Consider the following 26,238-nt stretch of genomic DNA (forward strand, 5'->3'; position numbering starts at 1 on the left):
TTACGGAACTTATTAGAACCCCTTTATGCCCGAAATAAACAATGTTATTTGCATTTCAATAAATTCGTCAATAGAATGCTGACGATGGAGCGCCCACTTACGGAATGCCCAGCTTTGTCCAGAAACGACTAAGTTATTTGCTGCCAAGTGAATTTGTTGATCCGTCATCGTTATTTCACCTGACTGCACACAGCGTTGTAGTAATCGCTCAAAAGTACCAACCATTTCAAACTCTTTACTAAATACATAACGTTGTGCTTCTTTTGATAATGATTTAGTTTCCTGATACATGATTGTCAGCTCATCAACCATACTATCAATTTGCAAGAAATACTCTCGAATCATTTCCTTTAACTCTTCTATAGTTCCTGCCTTAATCTCATAACTTGAAAGTCGCTCCATCGCATGGTGATAAATACTATCACATACAAGGTAAAGGACATCTTCCTTAGTACGAATATATTCATATAATGTTCCGATACTAAAGCCTGCAGCTTTTGCGATTTCTCTCGTGGTAGCACGATGAAAACCTTTTTCTTTAAATAATTTAATGGCTCCCTCTATCATTTGTTCTCGACGAATGGCGATGAGATTTTCATCTTTTACCGTTGACTGTACTTGGGGTCTTTTATCTCTTTCTGTCATACGTTATTTTGTCAACATACGAGAGATAACAAGTCGTTGAATCTCTTGCGTACCTTCATAAATTTGTGTGATTTTTGCATCACGCATGAAGCGCTCGACTGGATAATCTTTCGTATAACCATATCCACCAAAGACTTGAACCGCCTCAGTCGTTACATTCATCGCAGTATCGCCAGCCATTAATTTTGCCATTGCAGATGCCTTACCATAAGGTAGACCATTTGATTCCAACCAAGCCGCTTGGTATGTAAGCAGTCGAGATGCTTCAATTTGAGTTGCCATATCCGCTAGTTTAAAGGAGACACCTTGGTTAGCAGTAATCGGCTTACCAAATTGCACACGCTCTTTACCGTATTCAACCGCTGCATCCAATGCGCCTTGTGCAATCCCTACAGCTTGTGCCGCAATACCATTACGTCCTCCATCAAGTGTTGTCATCGCAATTTTGAAGCCTTCTCCCTCAGCCCCAAGCATGTTTTCTTTCGGAACGCGACAGTTATCAAAAATAATTTCAGTTGTAGGAGATGAACGAATTCCTAGTTTTTTCTCCTTCTTCCCTACCGAGAAACCTTCGAAGCCAGCTTCAACGATAAAAGCAGTTGTGCCATGTTTAGCTTCTGGATCTGTTACTGCAAATACAACATATGTATCTGCTACTCCACCATTGGTAATAAAAATTTTCGAGCCGTTTAAAATATAATCATCGCCATCACGTTTTGCATATGTTTTCATGCCACCAGCATCAGAGCCTGATCCTGGCTCTGTTAAGCCATAAGCACCGATATGTTTACCTTCTGCCATTGGACGAAGATATTTTTGTTTTTGTTCTTCATTACCGAATTTATAGATCGGCCAACCAGCAAGCGAAGTATGTGCTGATAAAGTTACCCCCGTTGAAGCACATACACGTGATAACTCCTCTACAGCAATGACATATGCAAGATAATCAAAGCCTGCACCGCCGTATTCTTCTGGCCATGGAATACCTGTTAAGCCTAGCTCCGCCATTTTATCGAAAATTGCACGGTCAAATTCTTCGTTCTCGTCACGTTCAGCTGCTGTTGGTGCTACTTCATTAATAGCAAAATCACGAATCATTTCGCGTAATTGCTCATGCTCTTCTGATAATTGAAAGTTCATTGTCCATTTCCCCTTTTTTGTTAGACTTTGTTTGTGCTATATTGTTGATTTCAATTTTTGGTTATTGCTTCGGAAACTAAGCAAATCTCTTGGTTACCTGAGCAGTTTTTCGAGGTACCCGAGCGTTTTATCGCTCGAACTGATCATTTCTTTAGATAACCCGAACAATTTCCTCGAGCAATCGACATCATCCTTGAAGGTTCAACATTGCAACATAACATCAGACTTTATTTAAGTAAATGTTTACTAATGACTAGCTTTTGAATTTCACTTGTACCCTCGTATATTTCTGTCACTTTTGCATCTCGGAAATAACGCTCTACTGGATAGTCTTTTGTATAGCCATAGCCACCAAAAATTTGTATAGCGTCGATCGCTGTTTGCACTGCCGTACGAGAAGCAAAAAGTTTCGCCATCGAGGCCTCAGCTCCACACGGTAACCCTTTTGTGCGTAAATCCGCTGCCCGATAGACTAATAATTTTGCTGCTTCTACAGCAGTCGCCATATCAGCAAGCTTGAAGCCAACTCCTTGTTGCGCTGCAATAGGCTTTCCAAATTGAACACGTTCTTTTGCATAGGCAGTAGCTGCCTCTAACGCTGCTTCAGCAATGCCTAGAGCTTGTGCTGCGATTCCAATACGTCCAACATCTAAATTGGCCATTGCAATTTTAAAGCCTTCCCCTTCCTCCCCAAGAAGGTTTGCGGCTGGAATGCGACAGTTGTCGAATGTTAGTTGAACTGTACGTGAGCCGTGTAAGCCCATTTTATGTTCATCTTTACCTATGATTAAGCCCGGTGTTCCTTTTTCAACAATAAATGCTGAAATACCACGTGTTTTTTCAGTAGGATTCGTTGAGGCAAAGACAATATAAACATCCGCTTCTCCACCGTTTGTAATAAACACCTTGGAGCCGTTGATGACATATTCATCTCCATCTCGCACCGCTTTGGATTGTAAAGAGCCAGCATCAGAACCGGCGCTAGGCTCCGTTAAACAAAATGCCCCTAAATATTCACCTGCTGCAAGCTTTGGAACATAACGTTTCTTCTGTTCATCGTTACCGAAATAAATAATAGGATTTGTTCCTACCGAAGTATGCACAGATAAAATAACCCCCATTACTGCACTAACCTTCGATAGTTCATTGATAGCAATTATGTACGATGTAAAATCCATCGCTGAGCCGCCTAATTCCTCAGGCGTCGTGATCCCCATTAAACCTAATTCTCCCATTTGTGCAAGGAGTTCACGAGGAAACTCTCCTGCCTCCATACGTTCTACCCACGGTTCGATTTTACCCTGAGCGAAATTACGAACCATATCACGCATCATTATTTGTTCGTCTGTAAATTGTAAATGCATCTATAATGTCACCCCTGTACGTTGTCCCGTAGCATTACACTTCGTTTGAATACTCCCATCCCCATAGGATTATTCGTAAACGTAAAAGCCTCTTCCAGATTTTTTACCTAGCCATCCTGCTGCCACATATTTACGAAGCAATGGACAAGGTCTATATTTACTATCCCCTAAGCCCTCATGTAAAATCTCCATGATGGATAGACATGTATCAAGACCAATGAAATCTGCTAATGTTAATGGCCCCATCGGATGATTCATTCCGAGCTTCATCACATCATCAATAGCTTCTTTCGATGCTACGCCCTCATATAATGCGTAGATCGCTTCATTAATCATTGGTAATAAAATACGATTTGAAATAAAGCCTGGGAAGTCATTTACTTCCACTGGCGTTTTCGATAATTTTACTGTCATGTCTTCAACCGCTTTGTAGACTTCATCACTTGTAGCTAACCCTCTAATAATTTCTACTAGCTTCATAACAGGTACCGGATTCATAAAGTGCATACCAATCACTTGCTCTGGACGATTTGTTACAGCTGCAATTTCCGTAATTGGTAAAGATGATGTATTCGTAGCTAAAATGGCATGTGCCGGTGCAATCTGATCAATTTGCTTAAAGATGGATTGCTTTATTTCCATATTTTCCACGGCTGCCTCGATGATAATATCTACGTCACTAGCATCCTGTAAATCTAGTGACATATTAATACGACCTAGAATGGCCGCCTTCTCATCCTCAGTTTTACGACCCTTTTCGACATCACGTGTCAGGTTTTTCGTAATGACTCCTAAACCACGTTCGAAAAATTCTTGCTTCATGTCGTTCAGTTTGACGTCATAACCAGCTTGTGCACAAACTTGTGCAATGCCGGAGCCCATTTGCCCAGCACCAATAACCATTACTTTTTGAATTCCCATCATTCATGTCCCCCTGTTTTCGGTACTTCAATCATAATCGCATCGCCTTGCCCTCCACCTGAGCAGATAGCAGCAATTCCAATACCACCGCCACGGCGCTTTAATTCATGAGCAAGTGTTAAAATAATGCGTGCTCCAGATGCTCCGATTGGATGACCTAGTGCAACTGCACCACCGTTAACATTGACCTTTTCAGCATCTAAATCCGCCAACTGCTTGCTGACAAGAGCTACTGCTGCAAATGCTTCATTGATTTCAATCAAATCAATGTCAGCTAATGATTTCCCCGTCTTTTTCAGTAATTTGTTAATGACAAGCCCTGGTGTTTGTGGGAAGTTCTCTGGCTCAATAGCAATCTCTTCATGGCCGATAATAACCGCAAGTGGCTCTCTGCCTTCACGAGTTGCACGTTCCTCACTCATTACTACTAGGGCACATGCACCATCGTTAACGCCAGGTGCATTACCTGCTGTAATTGTTCCATCCTTGTCAAAGGCTGGCTTGAGTTTTGCAAGTACCTCCATTGATGTACCAGCTCTTGGTGCCTCGTCTGTATCGACTTGAAGCGGTTCTCCCTTACGTTGTGGAATTTCCACAGGCACGATTTCTTCAGCAAAGTAACCTTTTTCAATTGCTGCAAGTGCACGTTCATGACTGCGAACTGACCAAGCATCCTGCTCCTCACGGCTTAACGAATATTCTTTCGCCGTTGTATTACCGTAGCTTCCCATATGCGGCCTTGCCTGATTAAAGGCACATGTTAAGCCATCATATAGCATGCCATCCACCATTGTTGAGTCGCCCATGCGTAAGCCTGTTCGACCATTTTGTAAATAATATGGTGCATTGGACATGGACTCCATACCACCAGCGATCATTACTTCTTCGTCCCCTAATCGAATTAGCTGATCTGCTAGTGTTACAGCACGCATCCCTGACGCACAAACCTTGTTAATCGTTTCTGTTTTCACTGCTATTGGTAAATTTGCTTTGATCGCAGCCTGCCTTGAAGGAATTTGGCCCTGTCCCCCTTGTAAAACGGAGCCTAAAATTACTTCATCCACTTCATCAGGCGCAATATTCGCTTTCTCAAGTGCCCCTTTGATGGCGATTGCACCTAAATCACTTGCGCTTAATGCTGATAATGAACCACCAAACTTACCAAATGCAGTTCTTGCTCCTGCTAAAATTACAGCTCTATTCAAGTAAAACACCCCTTTTGTTTTACGTTCTAGAAGAAGTATTAGAGCATCTGCGTTGACTGAACGCTCGCTCGACCTCTTGCGATGAAAAATGGGAGTTTATTGATCAACTCCCATCTCCATTTAATCTTATTCTACAAAACAATTATTTATTGTGCAATTTATATTTTTCAGATAACTAAAATATTTCTGCAATAACCATCATTTTTCTGCGTTAGTTTCTGCATTCTCGTTTTTTTCGACACTATCCACAGAAGCAACTACTTCTTCAATCATTACATCTGCTGCTTCTTCAACAGATTCCTCGACAGCTTTCACTTTTTCACCAAATACAGAACGCTCTAAAAGTTCTGCAACATCGAATGTACCGATTGAATCTTCAACCTCTTTTGCCTTTGTTCCATCCTCAAGCATTGTTAAGCAGTAAGGACATCCAGAAGAAATAACAGATGCATCAGTTGCTAAAGCTTGTTCTGTTCGTGCTACGTTAATACGGTTGCCGACATGCTCTTCCATCCACATTAAACCGCCACCTGCACCACAGCACATTGCCGTTTCACGATTACGCTCCATTTCCACAAGCTTCACACCTGGGATGCCACGTAATATTTCGCGTGGTGCATCATAAACATCGTTATAACGACCTAAATAACAAGAATCGTGGAAAACAATCGTTTCATGAACTTCGTAATTTAACGCTAAACGATTTTCATCAATCAATTGATTCAATAGTTCAGTATGGTGGTAGACCTCGCCCTTCCAGCCAAAGTCTTGGTATTCATTTTTAAAGATATTGTAAGCGTGCGGGTCAATCGTAACGATTTTCTTCACATCGTTTTTCTCAAATTCATCGATATTTGCTGTTGCCAGCTCTTGGAATAAGAACTCATTTCCTAAACGACGAGGAGTGTCCCCTGAGTTTTTCTCTTTATTTCCTAAAATCGCAAACTTCACGCCCGCCTCGTTTAATAAACGACAGAAAGCTAATGCAATTTTTTGCGAGCGGTTATCAAATGCACCCATGGAACCTACCCAGAATAAATATTCCATTTCCTCACCTGATTTTTTCAGCTCTTTCACTGTTGGAATATGAATCGCTGGATCTAGGTCACGCCAGTTTTCTTTTTCTTTACGGTTTAAGCCCCAAGGATTGCCTTGACGCTCGATATTTGTCATCGCGCGTTGTGCATCAGGGTTTACTTTTCCTTCAGTCATTGTTAAGTAACGACGTAAATCAATAATTTTATCAACATGTTCGTTCATAACAGGACATTGATCTTCACAGTTACGGCAAGTTGTACATGCCCAAATCTCTGATTCTGTAATAACATCGCCAATTAAAGATGGGTTATAGATATCTTCAATGACTGCCCCCTCAGCACCAGCTGCCATCGCTAGCTGATTCCCCTTTGTATTAGCAAAGAATTGATAAGGAACCCATGGCTTTTGCTTTGTTTCTACAGCACCTGTAAATGTTAAATGATCACGAAGCTTCACGATTAAATCCATCGGTGATAGCATTTTCCCTGTTCCTGATGCTGGACACATATTTGTACAGCGTCCGCACTCTACACAGGAATATAGATCTAACATTTGTTTTTGTGTAAAGTCTTGAATACGTCCAACACCAATTGCCGGAATATCCTCTTCATCTTCAGCATTTTCTAATGCTTCAAAGTCGATTGGTGTTAAAGTACCTGTACGATCTAAACGGTTCATGTACACATTAATCGGGCTTACAATCAAGTGGAAGTGCTTCGATTGTGGTACATACACTAAGAATGTCAAAAGAATTAATAAGTGTGCCCACCACATTACATAGAAAACAACAGCCGCTGCCGATGCTGGTAAGAAACTAAAAATAGCAGCAATGCCAGAAGCAACTGGCTCTGTATAAGTTAGTTCTTCACCATGCCAAATTATTCCCATACCATTTGCAAGTAATGTGGATACCATTAACCCACCAATGAAAATTAAGACAAGGCCATTTTTCCAGCCTCGTTTTAGACGTACTAGCTTTTCTACATAACGACGGTAAAATGCCCACACAACCGCCACTAAAATCATTAATACTACAAGCTCTTGGAAGAATGTAAACACACTGTAGAAAACGCCAAGCGGCAAATGTGATCCAGGTGCTAACCCCTTCCAAATTAAATCAATGGCACCTAGCTGCACCATCAAAAATCCATAGAAGAACATGACGTGAATCAAACCACTCTTCGGATCTTTTAATAGCTTGTTTTGGCCAAGTACATTGACCATAAGATAACGAACTCGTTCTTTAACACTTTCATCAAACTCAACCTTTTTCCCCAATTGCACAAACTTATAGCGTGTTTTTAACAGATAGAAGAACAATCCTACTGCATAAAGCACAACCACGACTGTTAGAACAATGTTTGCAATTACTAATGGACTCATGGTTGGTCCCCCCTTTAGTTTGTCGTAAGTTTCTCTCTTTGTGATAAATTAGCTAGTTCATACGTAAATGTACTTCATTCTATCATTATATTCCTATTCTAATAAATGAGTGAGCATTCAGTCAACATAAAACGGAAATATTTCTGATAATTTTATATTCTTACATTTTACTAGAAAAAAAGCCACCCTGAATTTTTCAAAGTGACCATTTTCTTCATTCTTTATAATACTGATTCTCACCATAACGTGGGATTGATTTCCGTTCCGACTGGGCGCTTTCCTGGGGGCGTCCGATGAGCCGCTTGGGCCAACACGATGTTGGTCACGAAGGAGTCGCCCAGTCTCCACTCCAATCAACCTATATCAAATATCATCCGTAATTTTTGAAAAAATGCGCCATCTGTCCAAAAATTTTGTTGTTGCTGCATTTCTTTAGCTAAAAATAAACATTTACTAAATGACAAAAAATTACAGACTATTTTTTAAAGACATTGCCACTTCGAATATATTCAACATCTGCGACATTCAATCTAAAATTAACAACACGTGCAGCTGCAAATAAATAGTCAGAAAGGCGGTTTAAATATTTTTGTACAATCGTCGGTACGTCTTCGATTTCCTTCATAAGCGTTACCATTTGACGCTCTGCTCGACGTGCTACTGTGCGAGCAATGTGTAAGGTTGCAGCTGCTGGTGCACCACCTGGTAGAATAAAGCGCTGTAACGGCGGTGCTTCATCTGACAATGCATCAATACGCGTTTCCAACACTTCAATTGGCTGCTCTGTCAGCTTATAATGACGTTCCTTCATGACGTTAGCAAGGTCGCCACCCGCATCGAAAAGCTCATGCTGAATTGTTTCTAAATCAATTAGAATATCCTTAAATAGTTCACGATCTAGTTCACTGACAGCCTTACCAATAAAAGAATTTAATTCATCAATGGCCCCATATGTTTCAACGCGTAAGCTATCTTTATCAACGCGTCCACCGATAAGACTTGTTTTCCCTGTATCCCCTGTTTTCGTGTAAAGCTTCATTTCTCTCATCTCCTAAAATTATTTTATCAATTTCGCCTTGGCGTAATTGCCGCTGACGCTTCGCTTTCGCGCAGATAAACAATGCGTCCGGATTTTGAATTGTGCCCAGGCCTGCACGAGGGCCGACACGATGTCGGTCATTTCGGTAATGCCACAGGACGTGGCGTTTTTACCGATGCAGGTCAGTTAGCCGTTTTCGCAAGATGCGAAGGTTTTAGGCTAACATCCTTTTTCATTCCTTTGAAAATCCGTGACATCCGCCGGAGGCATTATCTTCATTCAGCAGATGTTTCTGCCGAATGAAGATAATTTTTTATGGCCTGCACAGTTGTCTCAAAAACACCTTTACCGATAATCTTACCTACATCAGTAATGGGACCTCCGTACAGCATCTCTTCCCCTTTTTGTGTAGCTGCAATCAATAAACTATCTGTAGCAGTACTTGTCGCAATTGTACCACTAAGCTCATCACGAATATTTTCCGATTGCAATGCCTTTGTTTTTGCCTCGGTAGCCGTCATCATTGCTTGGAAAAACGCTTCTTCTGATAAACAACCATTAACAATAACCCACGTATTTATAGTACCAATATGTGGTTCATCTTGTCTTTCATGTGTACGAGACACATCAACTGCATTGCCAACTCCGGCCGTAACAGCAACAAGAACGCTACCAAAGGAAGCTTTAAATTCATTTATAGCTACAAGGTTTGTTGGGACAGCTGTTAACATGACGACTGTACCTGTAGCTGAAAAATGCTCTTTTAGTAAAAATTCAGTGACCTCTTTCTTTACATCACTAATGACATAATCTATTGGTACAGAGCGATTTAACAGACAATCATACCAACCGATACCTGGATTATGGACAGCTGAGGACACTGTTTTTAAAGGAAACTCTGATTGAAGTTTAATATAACGATCTGTAACAGTGAAATTTCCTTTTGTAATGACAGCACGCTGCTGCTGTTCAACAGATGCTGGCATCATTGTAATTTGTGGCTTTGGAATTTCTGGATGTGCATAAGTTGCAACACGGGCATGATAGACCTCTTCGATTTGCGCAGCGATTAATACTTCGTGTGGCGCCCCCAATGCCCGCATCCGTCCTTCCTCCATAAGTAATAATTCATCACAATAGAGGGAGGCTAAATTCATATCATGCAGTACCATAATAACGGTCAAACCACTTTCAATTGCTTCCTTTCGCACCATATCTAAAATTTGACGTTGATGGGCAATATCTAGATGGTTCGTTGGTTCATCTAACAGCAATATTTCCGCTGTTTGTGCAAGAGCTTGGGCAACAAAAACTCTTTGCTGTTCACCGCCCGACAAAAATTCCATCGGTGTCTGTTCATAGCGTTTCACACCCGTTTGCATCATCGCATGTTGGACTGCCTGTTCATCACGATCAGTCCAGCTCGAAAAGAAGCCTGTTTGATGTGGATAACGTCCAAGTGATACTGCCTCTCGAACACTGTTTGAAAAGGCATTAGCATGTAATTGTGGTAGCACCGCCATTTTTTTTGCTAATGCACGCGCATTGTACGAGCTACTATTTTTACCATCTACTAATATAGTGCCTGCGGTTGCTGGTAGTATGCCACTTATTACTTTTAACAGTGTGGATTTCCCACTACCATTCGGCCCTAAAATCCCTAGTATTTTGCCTTTTTCAACGGAAAAACTTATATCATGGACGATCGGTACGTCTTCATAGCCGCCAGAAAGATGTTCAACAGCAATCATGCCCGTACCCCCTTGCCTCTACGTTGCTTATAAAAAATATAAGAAAAAACGGGTGCCCCAATAAATGCAGTAATGACACCAATCGGTAGCTCTCTTGGCATAATAATTGTTCGTGCTATTAAATCACAAATAATTAGCAAAGTTGCCCCATTTAAAAATGATAATGGCAATAAATGACGGTGATCAGAACCCCAAACCATTCTCGTCATATGAGGAACAACTAAACCAACAAAGCCAATCGTTCCAGAAACAGCTACCGCAGCTCCTGTCAACATGGATCCACCCACTAAAATAATATATTTACTGCGCTTAACATTGACACCTAAATGCTTCGCGCGTTCTTCACCATATAACAGAACATTTAACTCGCGTCTTTGTGTCCAAAGCATAATAGAGCCAATTATGACAAATGGGATAATCATCTGGACGTATGGCCAACCACGCATCGATACTGAGCCGAGTAGCCAACCAATCACTTGGCGTAGCTCCTCACCAGATAATGCGATCATTAATGAAATCAAGGAACCTAAAAATGAACTAAATATAACTCCTGTTAAAATAAGAGTTTCCATTTTTAGTGAACGATCTACTATTCTAGCAAAGCCCATAACAGCAAACATCGTTAATATGGCACCTATCATACTAAAGGTTGGCAATGTAAAATGACCGATTACAGGTATTGAAACACTAAAGAAAATCGTCATCACTGCGCCCACTGATGCACCAGAGGAAACACCTAACGTATAAGGATCAGCCAAAGGATTTTTTAATAGGCCTTGAAAAGCTGCCCCTGCTATAGCAAGTGATGCCCCTACAAGCCCTGCTAGCATCACTCGAGGTAAACGAATCTTCCATAAAATATTGGCAGCTGTTTCATCAGCCGCCTTATTCCACAATACTTCTAATGGAATATGAACTGAGCCTATCGCCACACCACACCAGATGCTAATGATTAAAAGCGTAATTGCTGTTACATAGGCTGCAATTGTTTTACTCATTTAAACGCCTCTGGGTAAACGGCCTTTGCTAATTCCTCAAAACCATCTGCTAACCGAGGACCTTGACGACTTGTCGTACTTTCATCCACTTGTACAATAGCTTTATTTTTTACGGCAGTTATTGTCTCAAAGCCTGGACGTTGTGGAATTTTCGTTAAAATATTCGGTACATAATTATATGCCACAACAATGACATCTGGATTTTTCGCAATAATTTGTTCAGCTTCAATTGGATACCAGTCATTTACATCTGCTGCTACATTTTCAGCATGAATCATTTCTAGCATTTCATTCATAAATGTACCTTTACCAGCTGTATAAATCTGTGGCTCATCAGACGATTCTACAAAGACTTTCTTTGGCTCAACACCCTTAAGTTTTGTTTCAACTTCTTCAACTTTTGCCTTCATATTTGCGACCATTTTTTTAGCCTCTTCTAGTTTCCCCGTTGCACGACCAAGCTGTTCAATCGTTGTGTAAGTTTCATTAAAGTTTTTTGCATCCGCTACAACAAATACTTTTACACCGGCAGCCTCAAGCTGTTCAATTGCTCCTTTTGAATAACTCATACCCGATGCATGTGCAAAAACGATATCTGGCGTTAACGCAATAATTTGTTCAATATTATAATCTATACCGCCAACCTTATCTTTTTTAGTAGCCTCTGGTGGATAATCATCATTATCTGTCACGCCAACTATTTCATTATTTAAGCCAAGGCCAAATAAAATTTCTGTGTTACTCGGAATGAGTGAGACAATTTTTTCCGGAGGTGCTTCTAGCGTAATTTCCTTGCCAGTAGCATCCGTTATCGTCATTGGGAATGTTGCTTGATCTACTTTTGTTGTCTCTTGCTGCTCAGAAGATAACGGCTTTTCATTTGTTGCCTCTTTTGTATTACATGCTGCAAGCACGCCAATAGCTAAAAATGCTGATAAACCTATTTTCCAAATTTTCTTCATGTGAATCCTCCTTAGTCTATTTGTGCGTATAGTTTTTATTGTTTTTCTGATTGATCGATACATTTTAGTTTTTTTCGCCTAACATTGCGGGGTTATCATCAGCATTGCGAACTTCCAGCCAACATGTTGAGTTTATCGCCTAACATTGTGAATTTATCGCCCATGTTTTCAAATTTATCGACATTCATCTTCCAAAACAAATACCCCTCATCATAAAACAATGAGGGGGTCAAATTTGCACAAAAATACATATACAAAATCCACCATCCTATCCTCGTAGGCTACAACGTGTTTTCTATAAAGGCAGGTCTCCTGGCTCGTGCTCCATACGCTTTTTCAAGCCTTCCCGAAATTTCCAGTGGCGCAGATTGAAAAAACTCACACATACAGTGGCGGGACCGCATCGGAATTACACCGATTTCCCTTTTCACTTTACTTAAGTAAAGAACCTTTATAATATTCAGTTGATTGTATTATACATGAAAATGAAAGAAGTCGCCTCCATTCGAGACGACTTCTAAACAAATCAATTATGCCCGACATCCGCCGGAGGCTTTTGGCCAACAAGATGTTTTTTGTGCGAAAACGTAGCGACAACAACACTCAGTCATTGCCACAGGACGTGGCGTTCTTAGATTGAAATCCTCTATTTCATCTAGTGTTTGGACACCCACTGAAAGAAGTTATACGATATCTGAAAAATACTGTACCGTTTTCATTGGTGCACCCATTTCTCGCAATGCCCATGTATTCTCTAAATAAATATCTGCTAGCTTCTCATATTTGCCGCCGAATCTTTGTGCCCATTCGACTGCTACTACACTTTCATATAAATGCGCCATTTTCTCTGCGACCATTTTTGCTTCAAACGTTTTTGTTGCATCATCTAAACGGCTAAATGTCTGCAAAGTTGATTCTAGTTTTGCTAATTGATCCACTACAATTTCAACTAATGGACAGGCACCTAGTTTTTCTAGACGTTCTTCCATGACACGAACAAACATTTCGTGCGCATGAAACTTATCGACTAAACGAATAAGCTCTAAAGCTAAAATATTTGAAGTCCCTTCCCACACAGTAAGTACCTGTGCATCTCTTAATAACCGAGGTGTAACAAAATCTTCAATATAGCCGTTTCCGCCATGTAATTCAATGGCTTCACTTGCATAATGTACAGCTTGCTCTGCCGTTTCTTTTTTCATGATAGCAATATACAAGCGGTTTAAAATAATGTCCTCTTTATTCCCCTGCCCACTAGTTACTTTATCGTACAGCTGAATAAGATCAAAAACCGTGGCAACTTCTACATGAAGCTTGGCAGCGAATTTCCCTAGTGTATCCTGAATCATAGGATATTGCGTTAAAGGTTTACCAAAGGCATGACGATTTGTCACATAATGCTTCGCCTCTAAATATCCGCGGCGCATAATGCCGATAGAAGCAACCGCATTGCAAATTCTTGATAAATTAAGCGCCTCCAGCATATAGTAAATCCCTTTATTTGGGTCACCGACAACATATGCTAGTGCACCATCAAATTCCACCTCACCAGAAGGCACTGCTCTAACGCCAAGTTTATCCTTTAAACGCCGAATGCGCAGGTTATTAACTGTGCCATCCTCATTTCGCCATGGAACGGCAAACAATGTTAAGCCCTTTGAGCCTGCCTGAGCCCCTTCCATGCGCGCCAATACCATGGTTACTCCACACATTCCTGCGTTAGATGCAAAATATTTTTCCCCATATAAACGATACTGATTGCCGTCCTGTCTTGCTTCCACAACATTCGCCCCAACATCAGAGCCACCTTGCCGCTCCGTTAAAAATGTGGCCCCCTCATAGAGCTCTGTCTCTCCTGTTGCACAAACATGTGGTAAAAAGCGCTCCTTCACCTCATCACTCGCATAATGATCAAGTAAATAAGCCGTTGCCATTGTTAAAGTAACAGGACAGTAAAACCCTGGCTCAGCATGTGATAGTATATAGCCTTGAGCAAAGCTATAGACATAGTTGCCCTTCCTACCTAATTGCGGAATATCCTTATGCACATAGCCGACAATGCCAGTATTGTACGTCTCTTCAATTGTTCTTTTGTAGCCATCATTGACCCAAATCTCTGACACTTCTTCACCATAGGCATCATATCTTTGTAATCGAGGTTCACCCTCTCTATCCGTATGTTTGGCTCTCACATCAATATCTCCAGCACACAGCTCAGCGAAATCTGTTAGCTCACGTTTTGCATATTCCACAAACTCTTTATCTAGCATCATTTCTAAAACTTTATGAAGTGTATCATTATCGTTAAAAAAGTTTGTTGTTTTCATTTCTTCCTGCTGTAAAACCTTCATGCTATCTCACCTCTTGTCCCTTCAAGGATTGTTTTAGTATTTTGCCCGATGCATTTCGTGGTAACGCTTCCACACGTTCAAAGATGCGTGGAATTTTATATTTAGCAAGATGCTCCTCCAAATAAGCTTTAAGTTCGTCCTCGTCAATTTCCATTTTAGCGGCATAAACAGCCTTCACCGTTTCTCCCCACTCCGGATGTGGCACACCGATTACAGCCACTTCAAATATCCCCTTATAGCTCAACATACTATCTTCAATTTCTTTCGGATAAATATTCACACCGCCTGATAAAATGACATCCTTTTTACGATCGACAATCCAAATAAAGCCGTCCTCATCTAAGCGAGCTAAGTCACCTGTTTTCAGCCAGCCATCTATAAATGCAGCCTTCGTTGCAACATCATCCTTGTAATAGCCCAGCATATTGCCCTCACCGGACAACACAATTTCTCCTACTTCACCAACACTGACATCTTCTCCATTGTCGTTGATAATCCGCAGCTCTGCCCCAAGTGGTGCACGCCGACCAACGCTCCCCGCCTTCGTTGCATGCTCTTCACCAAACATTATTGAACCATTTGGACCAGCCTCCGTTAATCCATAGACACACGTTACATTATCCGTTCGGAAAGCTTTTTGGATAGAGCGAATTTCATTTTGCGATAACGGTGCTCCACCATATGCCCACCATTTCATCGATGATAAATCCGCTGTTTGCAATCTTGGCAGCTGGGCAGTTAACAAATAAGCAACTGGTGCTCCAAAGAAATGCGTTGTCCGTTCCTGCTCCATTGAATCAATAAATAAATCAGGTGTAAATGTTGGCGTTAGCACATTTGTCGAGCCTACAAGTACTCCTGCCATTAAAAATAAATGTAATGGGGCTGAATGCGTCAACGGCATCATAAGAAGGATCCGGCTTTCTGGCTTTACTTCCATTTCCACTGCAATCATTTGCGCTACAGTTAAAATATTGCGATAGCTAAACAATACACCCTTTGGTTTTCCCGTTGTACCCGACGTATATAAAATCGTTGAAACATCATCTTCATTCAACTGACAATCAATTGTTTGACTGCTTGCATGTTGAATAAGTGTTTCATAGTTTAACCAACCAGCCTGCTCTTGACCTGTTTTGATTTTTAAAGGAATTACCATGATATTTTCAACTGCTGCAAAAATTGCCTCATGTACTAGAATAGCTTTAGCATCAGCATGCTGCGCTACATACTCAACTTCTTGCAGCGTAAATTTCGCATTTACTGGAACAACAATAGCTCCAATGCGCTGAATAGCAAAATAGCTAACAACAAACTCTACAACATTAGGCATAAAAATGATTACTTTATCGCCTTGCCGGACTCCCTGCTCTAACAAAGCATGACTAAGACGTGTCACTTGCTCATCTAAATCACGATAAGTCACTCGTCTGCCCTGACAAACAACAGCTTCACTCATAGGGTACTTTCGCGCATTACGTGCTAACAAATTCGAACTATTCATCGTCCATCTCTCCCTTTAAAGTCGCTAATTTTTCTGTAAATATGCCTTGTAATTGCAGTAATTCACTCTTCATTTGTGCAAGCTCCGCTATTTTGCTATCAATCTCTTGAATTTTTTGCTCCCCATATTCGACCGTACGCTCCAACTGCTGAATGCCCGTACGATCAAAATCAAACAGCAACACCATCTCCTTGATCTCCTCAAGTGAAAAACCGTACCGCTTCCCCCGGAAAATAAGCTTAAGCTTCGCTAATTCTTTTTTTGAAAAGGTTCGCTGATTAGTAGATGATCGATTAGGATGAAGCAGCCCTAGCTCCTCATAATAACGAATTGTCCTTGTTGAAACATTAAACTGCTTAGCCACTTCTTGAATCGTCTTCAACACCATCTCCCCTTTCCTTTTTCCATCAGTATATCATTGACGTTAGCGTAAACCACAACAAGATTTCTGAATTTTACAGAAAATTATCGTTTGAAGTAGATGAATTAATTTATTTCGGATGTTATTCGTCGGTTGGGCTGGGCTTTCCGTCGCTTCCGATTCTTTCCGTTGCTCTGGCGGGGCTTTCTGTCATTTTGGCGATTCTTTTCGTCACTTCGTCGGCTCTATCCGTCGCCTCGGTGGGTCTATCTGCCAAGTCCTTAATATTGTGTAAAATTCTATAAAGAGTTTTTCAACCCTGACTTTAGTTTTGTCAAATTGTCCAGCTTATGTTGGATTTAGCCGCTAAAAGTGTGAGTTTCGCCGCTATAACTCAAAATTCCGCCGCTAACCAAGCAAAGAACAACGCTAAAACCCGATATTCCGCCGTTAACTAAGCAAAGAACGACGCTAAAACCCGATATCCCGCCGCTATCCAAGCAAGGAGCGACGCTAAAACCCGATATTCCGCCGCTATCCAAGCAAGGAGCGCCACTAAAACCCAAAATTCCGCCGCTAACTAAGCAAAGAACGACGCTAAAACCCGATATTCCGCCGCTAACTAAGCAAGGAGCGACGCTAAAACCCGATATTCCGCCGCTATCCAAGCAAGGAGCGCCACTAAAACCCAAAATTCCGCCGCTAACTAAGCAAAAAACGACGCTAAAACCCGATATTCCGCCGCTAACTACAAAACATTAGTCAAGTCACTTTGGCGGGGCGATCTGGCAGGACTTTCCGTCGCTTTGATGATTCTTTCCGTCGCTTCGGCGGATCCTTCCGTCGCCTCCAATTCTTTCCGTCGCTTCGACGATTCTTTCCGTCGCTCTGGCGAATCTTTCCGTCGCTTCGGCGGATCCTTCCGTCGCCTCCAATTCTTTCCGTCGCTTCGACGATTCTTTCCGTCGTTCTGGCGATTCTTTCCGTCGCTTCGGCGTATCCTTCCGTCGCCTCCAATTCTTTCCGTCGCTTCGACGATTCTTTCCGTCGCTTCGGCGTATCCTTCCGTCGCCTCCAATTCTTTCCGTCGCTTCGACGATTCTTTCCTTCACTTCGGCGGATCCTTCCGTCGCCTCCAATTCTTTCCGTCGCTTCGACGATTCTTTCCGTCACTTCGGCGGATCCTTCCGTCGCCCGATCAATTCTTTCCGTCGCTCTGGCGATTCTTTCCGTCGCTTCGGCGGATCCTTCCGTCGCCTCCAATTCTATCCGTCGCTCTGGCGAATCTTTCCGTCGCTTCGATGATTCTTTCCGTCACTTCGGCGGATCCTTCCGTCGCCTCCAATTCTTTCCGTCGCTCTGGCGATTCTTTCCGTCGCCCGATCAATTCTTTCCGTCGCTTCGGCGGATCCTTCCGTCGCCTCCAATTCTTTCCGTCGCTTCGGCGGATCCTTCCGTCGCCTCCAATTCTTTCCGTCGCTCTGGCGTTTCTTTCCGTCGCCCGATCAATTCTTCGCTCTGGCGAATCTTTCCGTCGCTTCGGCGGATCCTTCCGTCGCCTCAATTCTTTCCGTCGCTCTGGTGATTCTTTCCGTCGCTCTGGCGAATCTTTCTGTCGCTCTGGCGAATCTTTCTGTCGCTTCGACGATTCTTTCCTTCGCTCTGGCGATTCTTTCCGTCGCCCGATCAATTCTTTCCGTCGCTTCGGTGAATCCTTCTGTCGATGATTCTTTCCGTCGCTCTGGCGGGGCTTTCCGTCGCTTCGACGATTCTTTCTGTCACTTCGGCAGGACTATCCATCGCTCCAATGGCTCTTTCCGTCGCTTCAACTACTCAGCTCTAATTATCAAATCCAGTTCAACACAAAAAACCCCCGGCACATTGTCGTGCCGGGGGCTAGAAAAACTATTATTACATTTTTTCCGGTGCAGATACGCCGATTAAACGTAATGCGTTGGCAATTGTTGTACGTACAGCAGTAATAAGGGCTAAACGAGCTTCTGTTAGCTCTTTATTTGAAGCATCTAACACTTTTTCAGCGTTATAGAAGCTGTGGAATGCAGCTGCTGTTTCTTGAATATAGTTGGCGATACGGTGTGGTGTACGGTGCTTCGCAGCATCTGCTACCACTTTCGGGAAGTCGCCCACTTTTTTCAGTAAATCAATTTCTTTTTCTGCAGTTAACAGTGTTAAATGATCTGTTGTTGCAGCAAAGCCTTGCTCATTTGCTGAGCGTAAAATTGAAGAAATACGTGCATGCGCATATTGTGCATAATACACTGGGTTTTCATTTGATTGAGATACGGCAAGGTCAAGGTCAAAGTCCATGTGAGAATCGCCAGCAGTTTTCACGAAGAAATAACGAACTGCATCTAAGCCAACTTCTTCTACAAGCTCACGCATTGTAACAGCGTTCCCTGTACGTTTAGACATTTTGAATTTCTCACCGTTTTTATAAAGCTGAACCATCTGGATGATTTCTACTTCAAGTGTATCACGGTCGTAGCCAAGCGCCTGAATAGCCGCTTTCATACGTGGGATATAGCCGTGGTGGTCAGCTCCCCAAATATTAATTAATTTATCGAAGCCACGTACAATTTTGTCTTCATGGTAGGCGATATCTGGAGTCAGATATGTGAAAGAACCATCGTTTTTAATTAACACGCGGTCTTTATCGTCGCCAAATGTTGTTGAACGGAACCAAGTAGCACCGTCTTCTTCAAATACATGACCATTCGCTTTCAATTTATCTAACGCTACTTCGATTTTGCCGTTTTCGTATAGTGAAGTTTCTGAATACCACACATTAAAGTTTACACGGAAGTTTGCAAGGTCTGTTTTTAACTTGTCTAATTCTAACGCTAAACCATGTTGACGGAAGAATGCAAAACGTTCTTCATCAGATTTTGCTAAAATTGCATCGCCATGCTCGCTTGCTAGTTTACCAGCGATTTCAATAATATCTTGACCGTGGTAGCCGTCCTCTGGCATCTCAGCATCCATTCCTAAAGCTTGCTTATAACGCGCTTCAAGTGAATACGCTAAGTTATTAATTTGGTTACCCGCATCGTTAATGTAGTACTCACGAGATACATCGAAACCTGCCATATCTAGCACATTACATAATGAATCCCCTACAGAAGCTCCACGTGCGTGACCTAAATGAAGATCACCTGTTGGATTTGCAGATACAAATTCAACTTGAACTTTTTCTCCCGCACCAGCATTAGAACGACCATAGTCAGCACCTTGTTCAAGCACTGCTTTTACTACACCTGTTAAGAAATCTTTACGCACAGTAATATTCATGAAGCCAGGGCCAGCAATATCGATTTTCTCAATATCTGTGCCTGCTGTGTCAAGATTTTCTAAAATAGCTTCTGCAATTGCACGAGGTGGTTTTTTTGCTAATTTCGTTAATTGCATAGCAATATTTGTTGCATAGTCCCCGTTTGCTTTATCCTTCGGTGTTTCAAGGTGAATATTTAATTCTGTGCCAGCCTCGACTAAGCCAGCTTTTTCAACAGCCTGCGCAATCGCTGCTTTAATGGCTTGTTGTACTTGTTCTACTGCGTTCATCATTGTACCTCCGTAAATGTAATGTCTAATGTATAATTGCCAACGGATTGCCCATCCATTAGTAAATCGTACTGTACATGGAAATCTCCGCTTACCGCCTGCTTTGTAAACGTCATTTCTTTCGTGTCTACGACGAGTGGCATTGAACCGAAATCACTTTCATAATGACCCATTTGTTGTTCAATTATGTTAAGTGGTAGTCGCATTTTTACTGCTCCAGTACGCATAATTAATGCCTGTTCATTGCCTAGCTTCATAGTTGTGCGGATGGTTTTATCCTCCTGCACCTCTTCATATTTCAAATATATGCTTCCTGCTTTTTCAAGTAGCTGCCCTGTCAGCAACATTTCATAACCTTCAGACTCCCCATCAATCGGGCGAATCTTAGAAATGAGCTTAATGTTCACCTGCGATCTTGCTTCGTTCGCCATTATGGACGCTCCCTTTTATTGTTTTTACTATAACCTTTTTATTATAGGATGAATCCTCATATTTTTTCAAGGTAGAAGTGAGTATTCTATCCGATGTGGCAGTAATTTGTTCATTAATTAATGATTGACACAATTTGCCTGTAAATCTACAGTTATATTAAAGAAATCGAATATTCAATTATTTTAACGAAATGAGGGTTGCTGTATGTTAACACTTAAACAAATTCATGCTGCTAAACGAAGAATTTCATCTTATATATATGAAACGCCTATTATTCGATTAAATGGGCTCGATCAACTTTTAGGATGTCACGTCTATATAAAAGCCGAGAATATGCAAAAAACGAACTCCTTTAAGCTTCGAGGGGCTCTCAATAAAATGCTTTCCATGCCGGTAGAACAAATACAAAAAGGCGTAGTCGCTGCATCCTCAGGTAATCATGGCAAAGGTGTTGCCTATGCTGCCAAGCTATTAAATAGTAAGGCAACAATTGTTTTACCGGATTCAGCACCTACCGTTAAGGTTGACGGAATACTTGCCTTAGGTGCTGAGGTTGTTCAATGTAAGCTGGCAGAAAGACATGTACTAACAGAAAAACTCAGTCGTGATCATGGTTTTTGCAACATACACCCTTATGATGATTACGATATTATGGCTGGACAAGGAACAGCAGGTTTGGAAATATTAGCACAGCTTCCTGATGTCGATACTATTGTTGTTCCTATTGGTGGTGGTGGATTAATTAGTGGCGTTGCAACTGCTGTAAAATCTATGGCCCCTCATATCAAAATAATTGGTGTGGAGCCTGCTGTCGTTTCGCGTTATAGCAAAAGCTTAGCGGCTGGCGAAAGATTGCTGTTAGCGGAACAAAAATCTTTGGCTGATGCCCTACTAACTTTACAGCCTGGGGAACGGAACTTCCCAATTGTTCAACAGCTTGTCGATGAGGTTGTAAGTGTAGATGAAGTATTGATTCAACGCGGGATGAAAACCTTACTCTCAGAGGGTAAAATTATCGCAGAACCTTCCTCTTCTATCGGCATTGGCGCTGCCCTGCAAGGAGCTTTACCTATTCGTAAAAACGAAAAAGTATGCTTCCTTATTTCAGGGGGCAATGTTGGATTAGAGGTTTAAGAAGAATAAACAAAAAAAGCATCCGCTCAAATTTAACGAGTAGATGCTTTTTGCTTGTCAAGTTTAAACGTAACTCTCATGATTTTTTAAATTCATAACAGCCTTTTTAGGAAATAAAGCTCTCCAGAAATAAATTGCGAGACCAATTAACACTAAACAATGAAAGACATAAATAGAAACAGAAAGAACATTCGGCTCACTATCGGTCAAGAATGCAATAAAATCATGCGTAGCGTGCCAGACAATCGGGAAAATAATACTTTTTGTCTTTGCTACAATTTCTGCACAAACTAGCCCAAAGAGGGATGCAAAAATAAGTTGTAGTAATGTCATTAATAAATCAGCACCGGAAAGTATATTGGCAAGATGTCCGATACCAAACAAAATTGAGGAGCCTATAATCGCCACTTTAAGTCCTTTCGCTGATAAATATTTGAGAATTAGGCCACGGAAAATAAACTCTTCAAAAAGACCAACGGCAATAACAAACAGAAACAAAATAAGTACATATTGCGCAGAAAAACCAGCTCGATCTGTAATACCACTAAAGAATGCAGTCAACTCAGAAATAACGATAACAGCCATCCACGCCTCTGCTTTAAACTTTCTAAATCCGAAATCTTGGAAAGAAAATTTACTTTTTTTCATGATCCAAAGAGTAACTAGTACACCAACTGCAAAGGCAATAAATTGAATCAAAGTTATAGAGCTTAAGCTACTTATATTTTTGACAGCTATAATTACACCAGCTATGGTAGGAAAAACAATTGCAAGCAAAGTAAATACTATTGATAAAAGAATAGGCGAATTTTTCATTTTCATTTATTTTCTCCATTCAATAATTTTAGTTTAACGCCTTCAAAAACGTCTTTTAAAATATCTTCAATTTCCGAGCTATCTAAATCGCAAGTATTCGTCGCACACATTGTCGCTATCCCATGCGTAGTTAACCAAATATCTATAAATAGAGATTTAGCAGAGGTTTGAGTTAATCCTGTTAATTTAGAAATTAGCGCTATAATTCCTTGGTTTTCTACGTCATTTATTAAATCCGAAAAGCTTGAGATTTTATATTTATTGGATAGGAATAATAGCTCAAATAACTTTTTTTCCTCGCGAGCAAAGTTAATATAAGCTAACCCCATTCCTAAAAAAGAACTTTCTTGCAAGCCTTGAAACATTCTTTTGTTATAAAGATTGCTGGCTCTTTCATATATTGCATACTTTAAATCATCCATACTCGAGAATAATCGAAATATAGGCTTTGTCGAACAACCTAACTCTTTTGCTAAATCCCTTGCATTCACACTATCAATGCCACTCTTCCTAACCATTTCAAAAGCACAATCCAATAAAATTCCCTCTGTAAATCGCTCTTTTGGTGCCAAAAAAATTTGCCTCCTTCCAATAGGTAACGTCCGTTACCTATAATGTAACAGCATTTTCCTATTAATGTCAACAAGGTGTTCAATAATTATTCCTCTCAACTAAAAAGATCCCCATTAAATGAAGCGATGACTTATTATTCGAAGACCGCAAGTTTCACAAGAGTAAGACTAACCAGTTTGTAAGGTTTCCATAAAGCAGCTTTTAACGACTAAATTTGTAGGTACGTCCGCTTACTTTCCGTATGTAGTTGCACCAGTACATGCAAACAAGACATCATCATTTCGATAGACGACTTGCAAACTTTGAGTATAGAACTTTTTGATTTACTACCATCGAACTATTGTATGGGATTTTATGTACAGTGAAAATTAATAATTGTTTCATATTTCTTTCTTCTCAGCTTAAACACTTAGATGGAGTATAATATTACAAAAATAATTACTCAATATATCCAAAGTTATTAGTAAATACCACTATTATTACAATACTTTTAAAGATAGTTGAGCTAACGGAGGAAATATTTTGAAAGACTTATCAATAAAAAGGAAAATTCTCACACTCATAACATCCGCTGTTATTTTTTTGCTGATTATTTCAAGTTGTAGTTTTTATTACATCAACGATATGGCAAAAAAATCTAATGATATGTATAATGAGTCACTTTTGCCAATTCAATATATCGGTGAAATTCGAACTGACATTCGTGCGATGGATTCTTTCATTTTAGAACTCATGGTTATTACTACAGAGACAAATCGTATTGCCGACCTACAGACTAACATCTCAAAGAGAACTGAAAGTATTAAAGACTCAATCGTGAAATTCGAAGCCTCTTCCAATGGTAATGAAGATGAACGAAAACTGTTAGAATCTCTTAAACCTAATATCGATGGTTATTTTAACGCAATGACAGATGTTATTGATTTGGCTAGTCAGAACAAAAACACCGAAGCCTATTCTATGTACACCACAACTTTAGCTGATTTTCGTGAGAATATGGCAAATGATGCACGCGAACTTATGACTCTAAGCTCTGAACATGCCAATCAGCTAAATAAAACAAATGAGCAAAATCAATTTACTACTATTATTATTTCAATCATTCTCGCTGTTGTCGCAATTATTTTCTTTATTACATTGGCAACATGGATTGGACGTTTGATTGTAAATCCAGTTAAAGAGTTGCAGGCTAATATGTTAAAGGCAGGCGACGGTGATTTGACTGTGCAAGGTACCTATTCATCCATGGATGAACTCGGTCAATTAACCCAATCATTTAATTCGATGATTAATAATATTCGTAATACAGTAACAAAAGTCACTGAAACTGCTACTCATGTAGCCGCAGCATCTGAAGAATTGAATGCTAATGCAGCAGAAACTACAAAAGCAACAGAGATGGTTGCCAATACGATGGAAACTATCGCTCATGGATCAGTAGAGCAACTAAAAAATGTTTCTAACACATTCAATACAGTTAATGAGCTTTCGACAGGTGTTCAACAAGTGGCTGGAAATGCACAAGCTGTAAGCGAACTTTCGGGGGATTCATTATCCTTGGTGATAAATGGTATAAATGCTGCAAATCAAATAAATCAACAAATGATAGACATTACAGATCGAGTAAAAGGCTTATCGGAAGTTGTCGACTTGTTAGGAAAACGATCTAATGAAATTGGTCAAATTATTGATTCAATTACAGCGATTGCTGAACAAACAAATCTTCTTGCTCTGAACGCTGCAATTGAAGCCGCACGTGCTGGCGAGCATGGAAATGGCTTTGCTGTCGTTGCAGATGAGGTTAGAAAATTAGCAGAACAGTCTGCTGTTTCTTCTAACCAAATTGAAGTGTTGATTTCAGAGACACAGAAAGATACTCAAAAGGCTGTTGAATCAATGAAGTTAGTAACAGCGGGAGTTACAGAAGGGATTAAAACAACAGAACATACACGTACAACTTTCGCATCAATTCAAAATGCCATTCAAAGTGTTACAACGCAAGTAGAAGAAGTATCAGCAGCAGTCGAGCAAATGGCAGCGGGAACTGAGGAAATTGTTGGTAGTATGAATACAATCCACACTATAACTAAATCTACTACCGCAGGCACAGAGAGTATTTCTGCTACGTCCGAAGAACAAATGGCATCAATGGAAGAAATTTCATCATCCGCTTATGCACTCGCTAACTCGGCAGAAGAGTTAAGAAACTTGGCAGCTCAATTCCGAGTTTAATATGATTATCACGGACAGCACCACTTTTAACATTTAAATATGACTTTACATATCTTCAGCGATAGGTCATATAAAAAAAGATACGGCTAGAACTAAAATGTACCCTATAAGATAGACACTTAAAAAGGTCTCTTACAGGGTACTTTTATTTATAGTGAATACGACGACTAGATGGAGCAACTGGTCTAGAACAAAAATTACTCAAGAAATATCCTTATGTTAAGGCTGTTAGTGAACAAGGAATTACTTGCACAGATGAATTTAAAGCAATAGCCATTGCAGAATATGAAAAAGGAAAATGTTCACGTGAAATCTTTGAAGATGGACGTCCACTTGAAAGCTAAAGAAGAAAACGCTAGATTCGAAGCACAAATCGCCCTTCTACGTACAAAAAATGAATTTCTAATAAAGCTAGAATTAGCAGAAAGTGTGTTGAGCAGGAGAAAGAAAAAAAACAAAACTAACGCGGAGCAAAAATCCCAACTGATATACACCGTCATTAAAAAAGGCATTTTTATCTTTTCGAGTGTTGTATAGTCTTGTAAAAGCCGCTGGATTACCTGCTACTACAATTCAAGGATTAGCTACGGTTCTAATGAGTAATGGTATCTCTGTAGAAACCATTGCCGAAATATTAGGAAATACGCCTGAAATGATTCATTCAGTTTTCAGGAGATGTAGGCAAAACGGTATTTGTATTTAGGGAAAGTGGGGCTAGCTCATAGCTCCCCCCCACTAAAACAGCTTCTTATCGCCTAAAATCATTTCTCTTAATAACTTTGAAGCTGTGTTTGTGACTAGCGTTTCACT

22 protein-coding genes and 1 riboswitch are annotated in these 26,238 nt (G+C 40.6%); of the genes, 5 read left to right on the forward strand and 17 right to left on the reverse strand.

What is annotated here, in order from left to right; translation table 11 throughout:
• Positions 1-12 precede the first annotated feature (12 nt).
• The 13 genes from ACYQ73_RS12605 to ACYQ73_RS12665 form a co-directional block, all read right to left on the reverse strand.
• A complete protein-coding gene (locus tag ACYQ73_RS12605; protein ID WP_323654254.1) occupies positions 13-645 on the reverse strand; it encodes a TetR/AcrR family transcriptional regulator in 633 nt (210 codons plus the stop codon).
• 3 nt (positions 646-648) lie between these two features.
• Positions 649-1,785, reverse strand: coding sequence for an acyl-CoA dehydrogenase (locus ACYQ73_RS12610; protein ID WP_460012805.1), 1,137 nt, complete (start codon positions 1,783-1,785; stop codon positions 649-651).
• Between the two features lie 227 nt (positions 1,786-2,012).
• A complete protein-coding gene (locus tag ACYQ73_RS12615; RefSeq protein WP_460012806.1) occupies positions 2,013-3,149 on the reverse strand; it encodes an acyl-CoA dehydrogenase in 1,137 nt (378 codons plus the stop codon).
• Positions 3,150-3,218: 69 nt separating this feature from the next.
• Positions 3,219-4,070 carry a 3-hydroxybutyryl-CoA dehydrogenase gene (locus ACYQ73_RS12620; RefSeq protein ID WP_460012910.1) on the reverse strand — a complete coding sequence of 284 codons (852 nt, stop codon included), beginning with the start codon at positions 4,068-4,070 and terminating at the stop codon, positions 3,219-3,221.
• A complete protein-coding gene (locus ACYQ73_RS12625) occupies positions 4,070-5,275 on the reverse strand; it encodes an acetyl-CoA C-acetyltransferase (protein WP_460012807.1) in 1,206 nt (401 codons plus the stop codon). Before ACYQ73_RS12625 ends, ACYQ73_RS12620 begins: the two co-directional genes overlap by 1 nt.
• A gap of 198 nt (positions 5,276-5,473) precedes the next feature.
• On the reverse strand, positions 5,474-7,696 hold the full coding sequence (locus tag ACYQ73_RS12630) for a heterodisulfide reductase-related iron-sulfur binding cluster (RefSeq protein WP_460012808.1): 2,223 nt from the start codon (positions 7,694-7,696) through the stop codon (positions 5,474-5,476).
• A 475-nt stretch (positions 7,697-8,171) separates the two neighbouring features.
• The gene (locus tag ACYQ73_RS12635; RefSeq protein ID WP_248717808.1) at positions 8,172-8,735 is read right to left on the reverse strand and encodes a cob(I)yrinic acid a,c-diamide adenosyltransferase; all 564 of its coding nucleotides are present in this window, start codon (positions 8,733-8,735) and stop codon (positions 8,172-8,174) included.
• A gap of 275 nt (positions 8,736-9,010) precedes the next feature.
• Complete coding sequence (locus tag ACYQ73_RS12640) at positions 9,011-10,486, reverse strand: adenosylcobinamide amidohydrolase (protein ID WP_460012809.1); 1,476 nt, start codon at positions 10,484-10,486, stop codon at positions 9,011-9,013.
• Positions 10,483-11,484: a FecCD family ABC transporter permease gene (locus tag ACYQ73_RS12645; RefSeq protein ID WP_460012810.1), complete on the reverse strand. Its 1,002-nt coding sequence runs from the start codon at positions 11,482-11,484 to the stop codon at positions 10,483-10,485. Before ACYQ73_RS12645 ends, ACYQ73_RS12640 begins: the two co-directional genes overlap by 4 nt.
• Entirely contained in the window at positions 11,481-12,446 is a 966-nt protein-coding gene (locus ACYQ73_RS12650) for an ABC transporter substrate-binding protein (protein WP_460012811.1), read from the reverse strand. The genes ACYQ73_RS12645 and ACYQ73_RS12650 overlap by 4 nt, the downstream gene beginning before the upstream one ends.
• A gap of 285 nt (positions 12,447-12,731) precedes the next feature.
• Positions 12,732-12,914, reverse strand: a riboswitch (cobalamin riboswitch).
• A 215-nt stretch (positions 12,915-13,129) separates the two neighbouring features.
• Entirely contained in the window at positions 13,130-14,797 is a 1,668-nt protein-coding gene (locus tag ACYQ73_RS12655; RefSeq protein ID WP_460012812.1) for an acyl-CoA dehydrogenase family protein, read from the reverse strand.
• Position 14,798: 1 nt separating this feature from the next.
• Positions 14,799-16,301 (reverse strand): class I adenylate-forming enzyme family protein, encoded by a 1,503-nt coding sequence (locus ACYQ73_RS12660; protein WP_460012813.1) that lies wholly within the window; start codon positions 16,299-16,301, stop codon positions 14,799-14,801.
• Complete coding sequence (locus ACYQ73_RS12665; protein ID WP_460012814.1) at positions 16,294-16,683, reverse strand: MerR family transcriptional regulator; 390 nt, start codon at positions 16,681-16,683, stop codon at positions 16,294-16,296. The genes ACYQ73_RS12660 and ACYQ73_RS12665 overlap by 8 nt, the downstream gene beginning before the upstream one ends.
• A gap of 118 nt (positions 16,684-16,801) precedes the next feature.
• On the opposite strand from ACYQ73_RS12665, the gene ACYQ73_RS12670 reads away from it, so the two are divergent.
• Both ACYQ73_RS12670 and ACYQ73_RS12675 read left to right on the forward strand, forming a co-directional pair.
• Entirely contained in the window at positions 16,802-16,957 is a 156-nt protein-coding gene (locus ACYQ73_RS12670) for a hypothetical protein (protein WP_460012815.1), read from the forward strand.
• Positions 16,958-17,471: 514 nt separating this feature from the next.
• Positions 17,472-18,389, forward strand: a complete 918-nt coding sequence (locus tag ACYQ73_RS12675) for a hypothetical protein (RefSeq protein ID WP_460012816.1) — start codon at positions 17,472-17,474, stop codon at positions 18,387-18,389.
• A 184-nt stretch (positions 18,390-18,573) separates the two neighbouring features.
• On the opposite strand, the gene argS is transcribed toward ACYQ73_RS12675, so the two are convergent.
• Together argS and ACYQ73_RS12685 are read right to left on the reverse strand one after the other, a co-directional pair.
• Positions 18,574-20,241, reverse strand: a complete 1,668-nt coding sequence (argS, locus tag ACYQ73_RS12680; protein ID WP_460012817.1) for an arginine--tRNA ligase — start codon at positions 20,239-20,241, stop codon at positions 18,574-18,576.
• Entirely contained in the window at positions 20,241-20,672 is a 432-nt protein-coding gene (locus ACYQ73_RS12685; protein WP_460012818.1) for a YwiB family protein, read from the reverse strand. The genes argS and ACYQ73_RS12685 overlap by 1 nt, the downstream gene beginning before the upstream one ends.
• A gap of 205 nt (positions 20,673-20,877) precedes the next feature.
• Between ACYQ73_RS12685 and ACYQ73_RS12690 the strand changes: the two genes are divergently transcribed.
• The gene (locus tag ACYQ73_RS12690) at positions 20,878-21,807 is read left to right on the forward strand and encodes a threonine ammonia-lyase (RefSeq protein WP_460012819.1); all 930 of its coding nucleotides are present in this window, start codon (positions 20,878-20,880) and stop codon (positions 21,805-21,807) included.
• A 63-nt stretch (positions 21,808-21,870) separates the two neighbouring features.
• Here ACYQ73_RS12690 and ACYQ73_RS12695 read toward each other — a convergent pair whose 3' ends face one another.
• Positions 21,871-22,629: a CPBP family intramembrane glutamic endopeptidase gene (locus ACYQ73_RS12695; RefSeq protein ID WP_460012820.1), complete on the reverse strand. Its 759-nt coding sequence runs from the start codon at positions 22,627-22,629 to the stop codon at positions 21,871-21,873.
• Positions 22,626-23,195, reverse strand: coding sequence for a TetR/AcrR family transcriptional regulator (locus tag ACYQ73_RS12700; protein WP_460012821.1), 570 nt, complete (start codon positions 23,193-23,195; stop codon positions 22,626-22,628). The genes ACYQ73_RS12695 and ACYQ73_RS12700 overlap by 4 nt, the downstream gene beginning before the upstream one ends.
• 523 nt (positions 23,196-23,718) lie before the next feature.
• On the opposite strand from ACYQ73_RS12700, the gene ACYQ73_RS12705 reads away from it, so the two are divergent.
• Positions 23,719-25,428, forward strand: coding sequence for a methyl-accepting chemotaxis protein (locus ACYQ73_RS12705; RefSeq protein ID WP_460012822.1), 1,710 nt, complete (start codon positions 23,719-23,721; stop codon positions 25,426-25,428).
• A 333-nt stretch (positions 25,429-25,761) separates the two neighbouring features.
• The gene (locus ACYQ73_RS12710) at positions 25,762-25,965 is read left to right on the forward strand and encodes a hypothetical protein (protein WP_460012823.1); all 204 of its coding nucleotides are present in this window, start codon (positions 25,762-25,764) and stop codon (positions 25,963-25,965) included.
• Positions 25,966-26,238: the final 273 nt, after the last annotated feature.

The sequence above is a fragment of the Lysinibacillus sp. CTST325 genome, from assembly GCF_054665055.1.

What these genes read in the sequence shown, in the direction of transcription:
- ACYQ73_RS12605 (WP_323654254.1), bottom strand. Translation starts at nt 645, where the DNA reads ATGACAGAAAGAGATAAAAGACCCCAAGTACAGTCAACGGTAAAAGAT.
- ACYQ73_RS12610 (WP_460012805.1), bottom strand. Translation starts at nt 1,785, where the DNA reads ATGAACTTTCAATTATCAGAAGAGCATGAGCAATTACGCGAAATGATT.
- ACYQ73_RS12615 (WP_460012806.1), bottom strand. Translation starts at nt 3,149, where the DNA reads ATGCATTTACAATTTACAGACGAACAAATAATGATGCGTGATATGGTT.
- ACYQ73_RS12620 (WP_460012910.1), bottom strand. Translation starts at nt 4,070, where the DNA reads ATGGGAATTCAAAAAGTAATGGTTATTGGTGCTGGGCAAATGGGCTCC.
- ACYQ73_RS12630 (WP_460012808.1), bottom strand. Translation starts at nt 7,696, where the DNA reads ATGAGTCCATTAGTAATTGCAAACATTGTTCTAACAGTCGTGGTTGTG.
- ACYQ73_RS12635 (WP_248717808.1), bottom strand. Translation starts at nt 8,735, where the DNA reads ATGAAGCTTTACACGAAAACAGGGGATACAGGGAAAACAAGTCTTATC.
- ACYQ73_RS12640 (WP_460012809.1), bottom strand. Translation starts at nt 10,486, where the DNA reads ATGATTGCTGTTGAACATCTTTCTGGCGGCTATGAAGACGTACCGATC.
- ACYQ73_RS12645 (WP_460012810.1), bottom strand. Translation starts at nt 11,484, where the DNA reads ATGAGTAAAACAATTGCAGCCTATGTAACAGCAATTACGCTTTTAATC.
- ACYQ73_RS12650 (WP_460012811.1), bottom strand. Translation starts at nt 12,446, where the DNA reads ATGAAGAAAATTTGGAAAATAGGTTTATCAGCATTTTTAGCTATTGGC.
- ACYQ73_RS12655 (WP_460012812.1), bottom strand. Translation starts at nt 14,797, where the DNA reads ATGAAGGTTTTACAGCAGGAAGAAATGAAAACAACAAACTTTTTTAAC.
- ACYQ73_RS12660 (WP_460012813.1), bottom strand. Translation starts at nt 16,301, where the DNA reads ATGAATAGTTCGAATTTGTTAGCACGTAATGCGCGAAAGTACCCTATG.
- ACYQ73_RS12670 (WP_460012815.1), top strand. Translation starts at nt 16,802, where the DNA reads ATGTTATTCGTCGGTTGGGCTGGGCTTTCCGTCGCTTCCGATTCTTTC.
- ACYQ73_RS12675 (WP_460012816.1), top strand. Translation starts at nt 17,472, where the DNA reads ATGATTCTTTCCGTCGCTTCGGCGGATCCTTCCGTCGCCTCCAATTCT.
- argS (WP_460012817.1), bottom strand. Translation starts at nt 20,241, where the DNA reads ATGAACGCAGTAGAACAAGTACAACAAGCCATTAAAGCAGCGATTGCG.
- ACYQ73_RS12685 (WP_460012818.1), bottom strand. Translation starts at nt 20,672, where the DNA reads ATGGCGAACGAAGCAAGATCGCAGGTGAACATTAAGCTCATTTCTAAG.
- ACYQ73_RS12690 (WP_460012819.1), top strand. Translation starts at nt 20,878, where the DNA reads ATGTTAACACTTAAACAAATTCATGCTGCTAAACGAAGAATTTCATCT.
- ACYQ73_RS12695 (WP_460012820.1), bottom strand. Translation starts at nt 22,629, where the DNA reads ATGAAAATGAAAAATTCGCCTATTCTTTTATCAATAGTATTTACTTTG.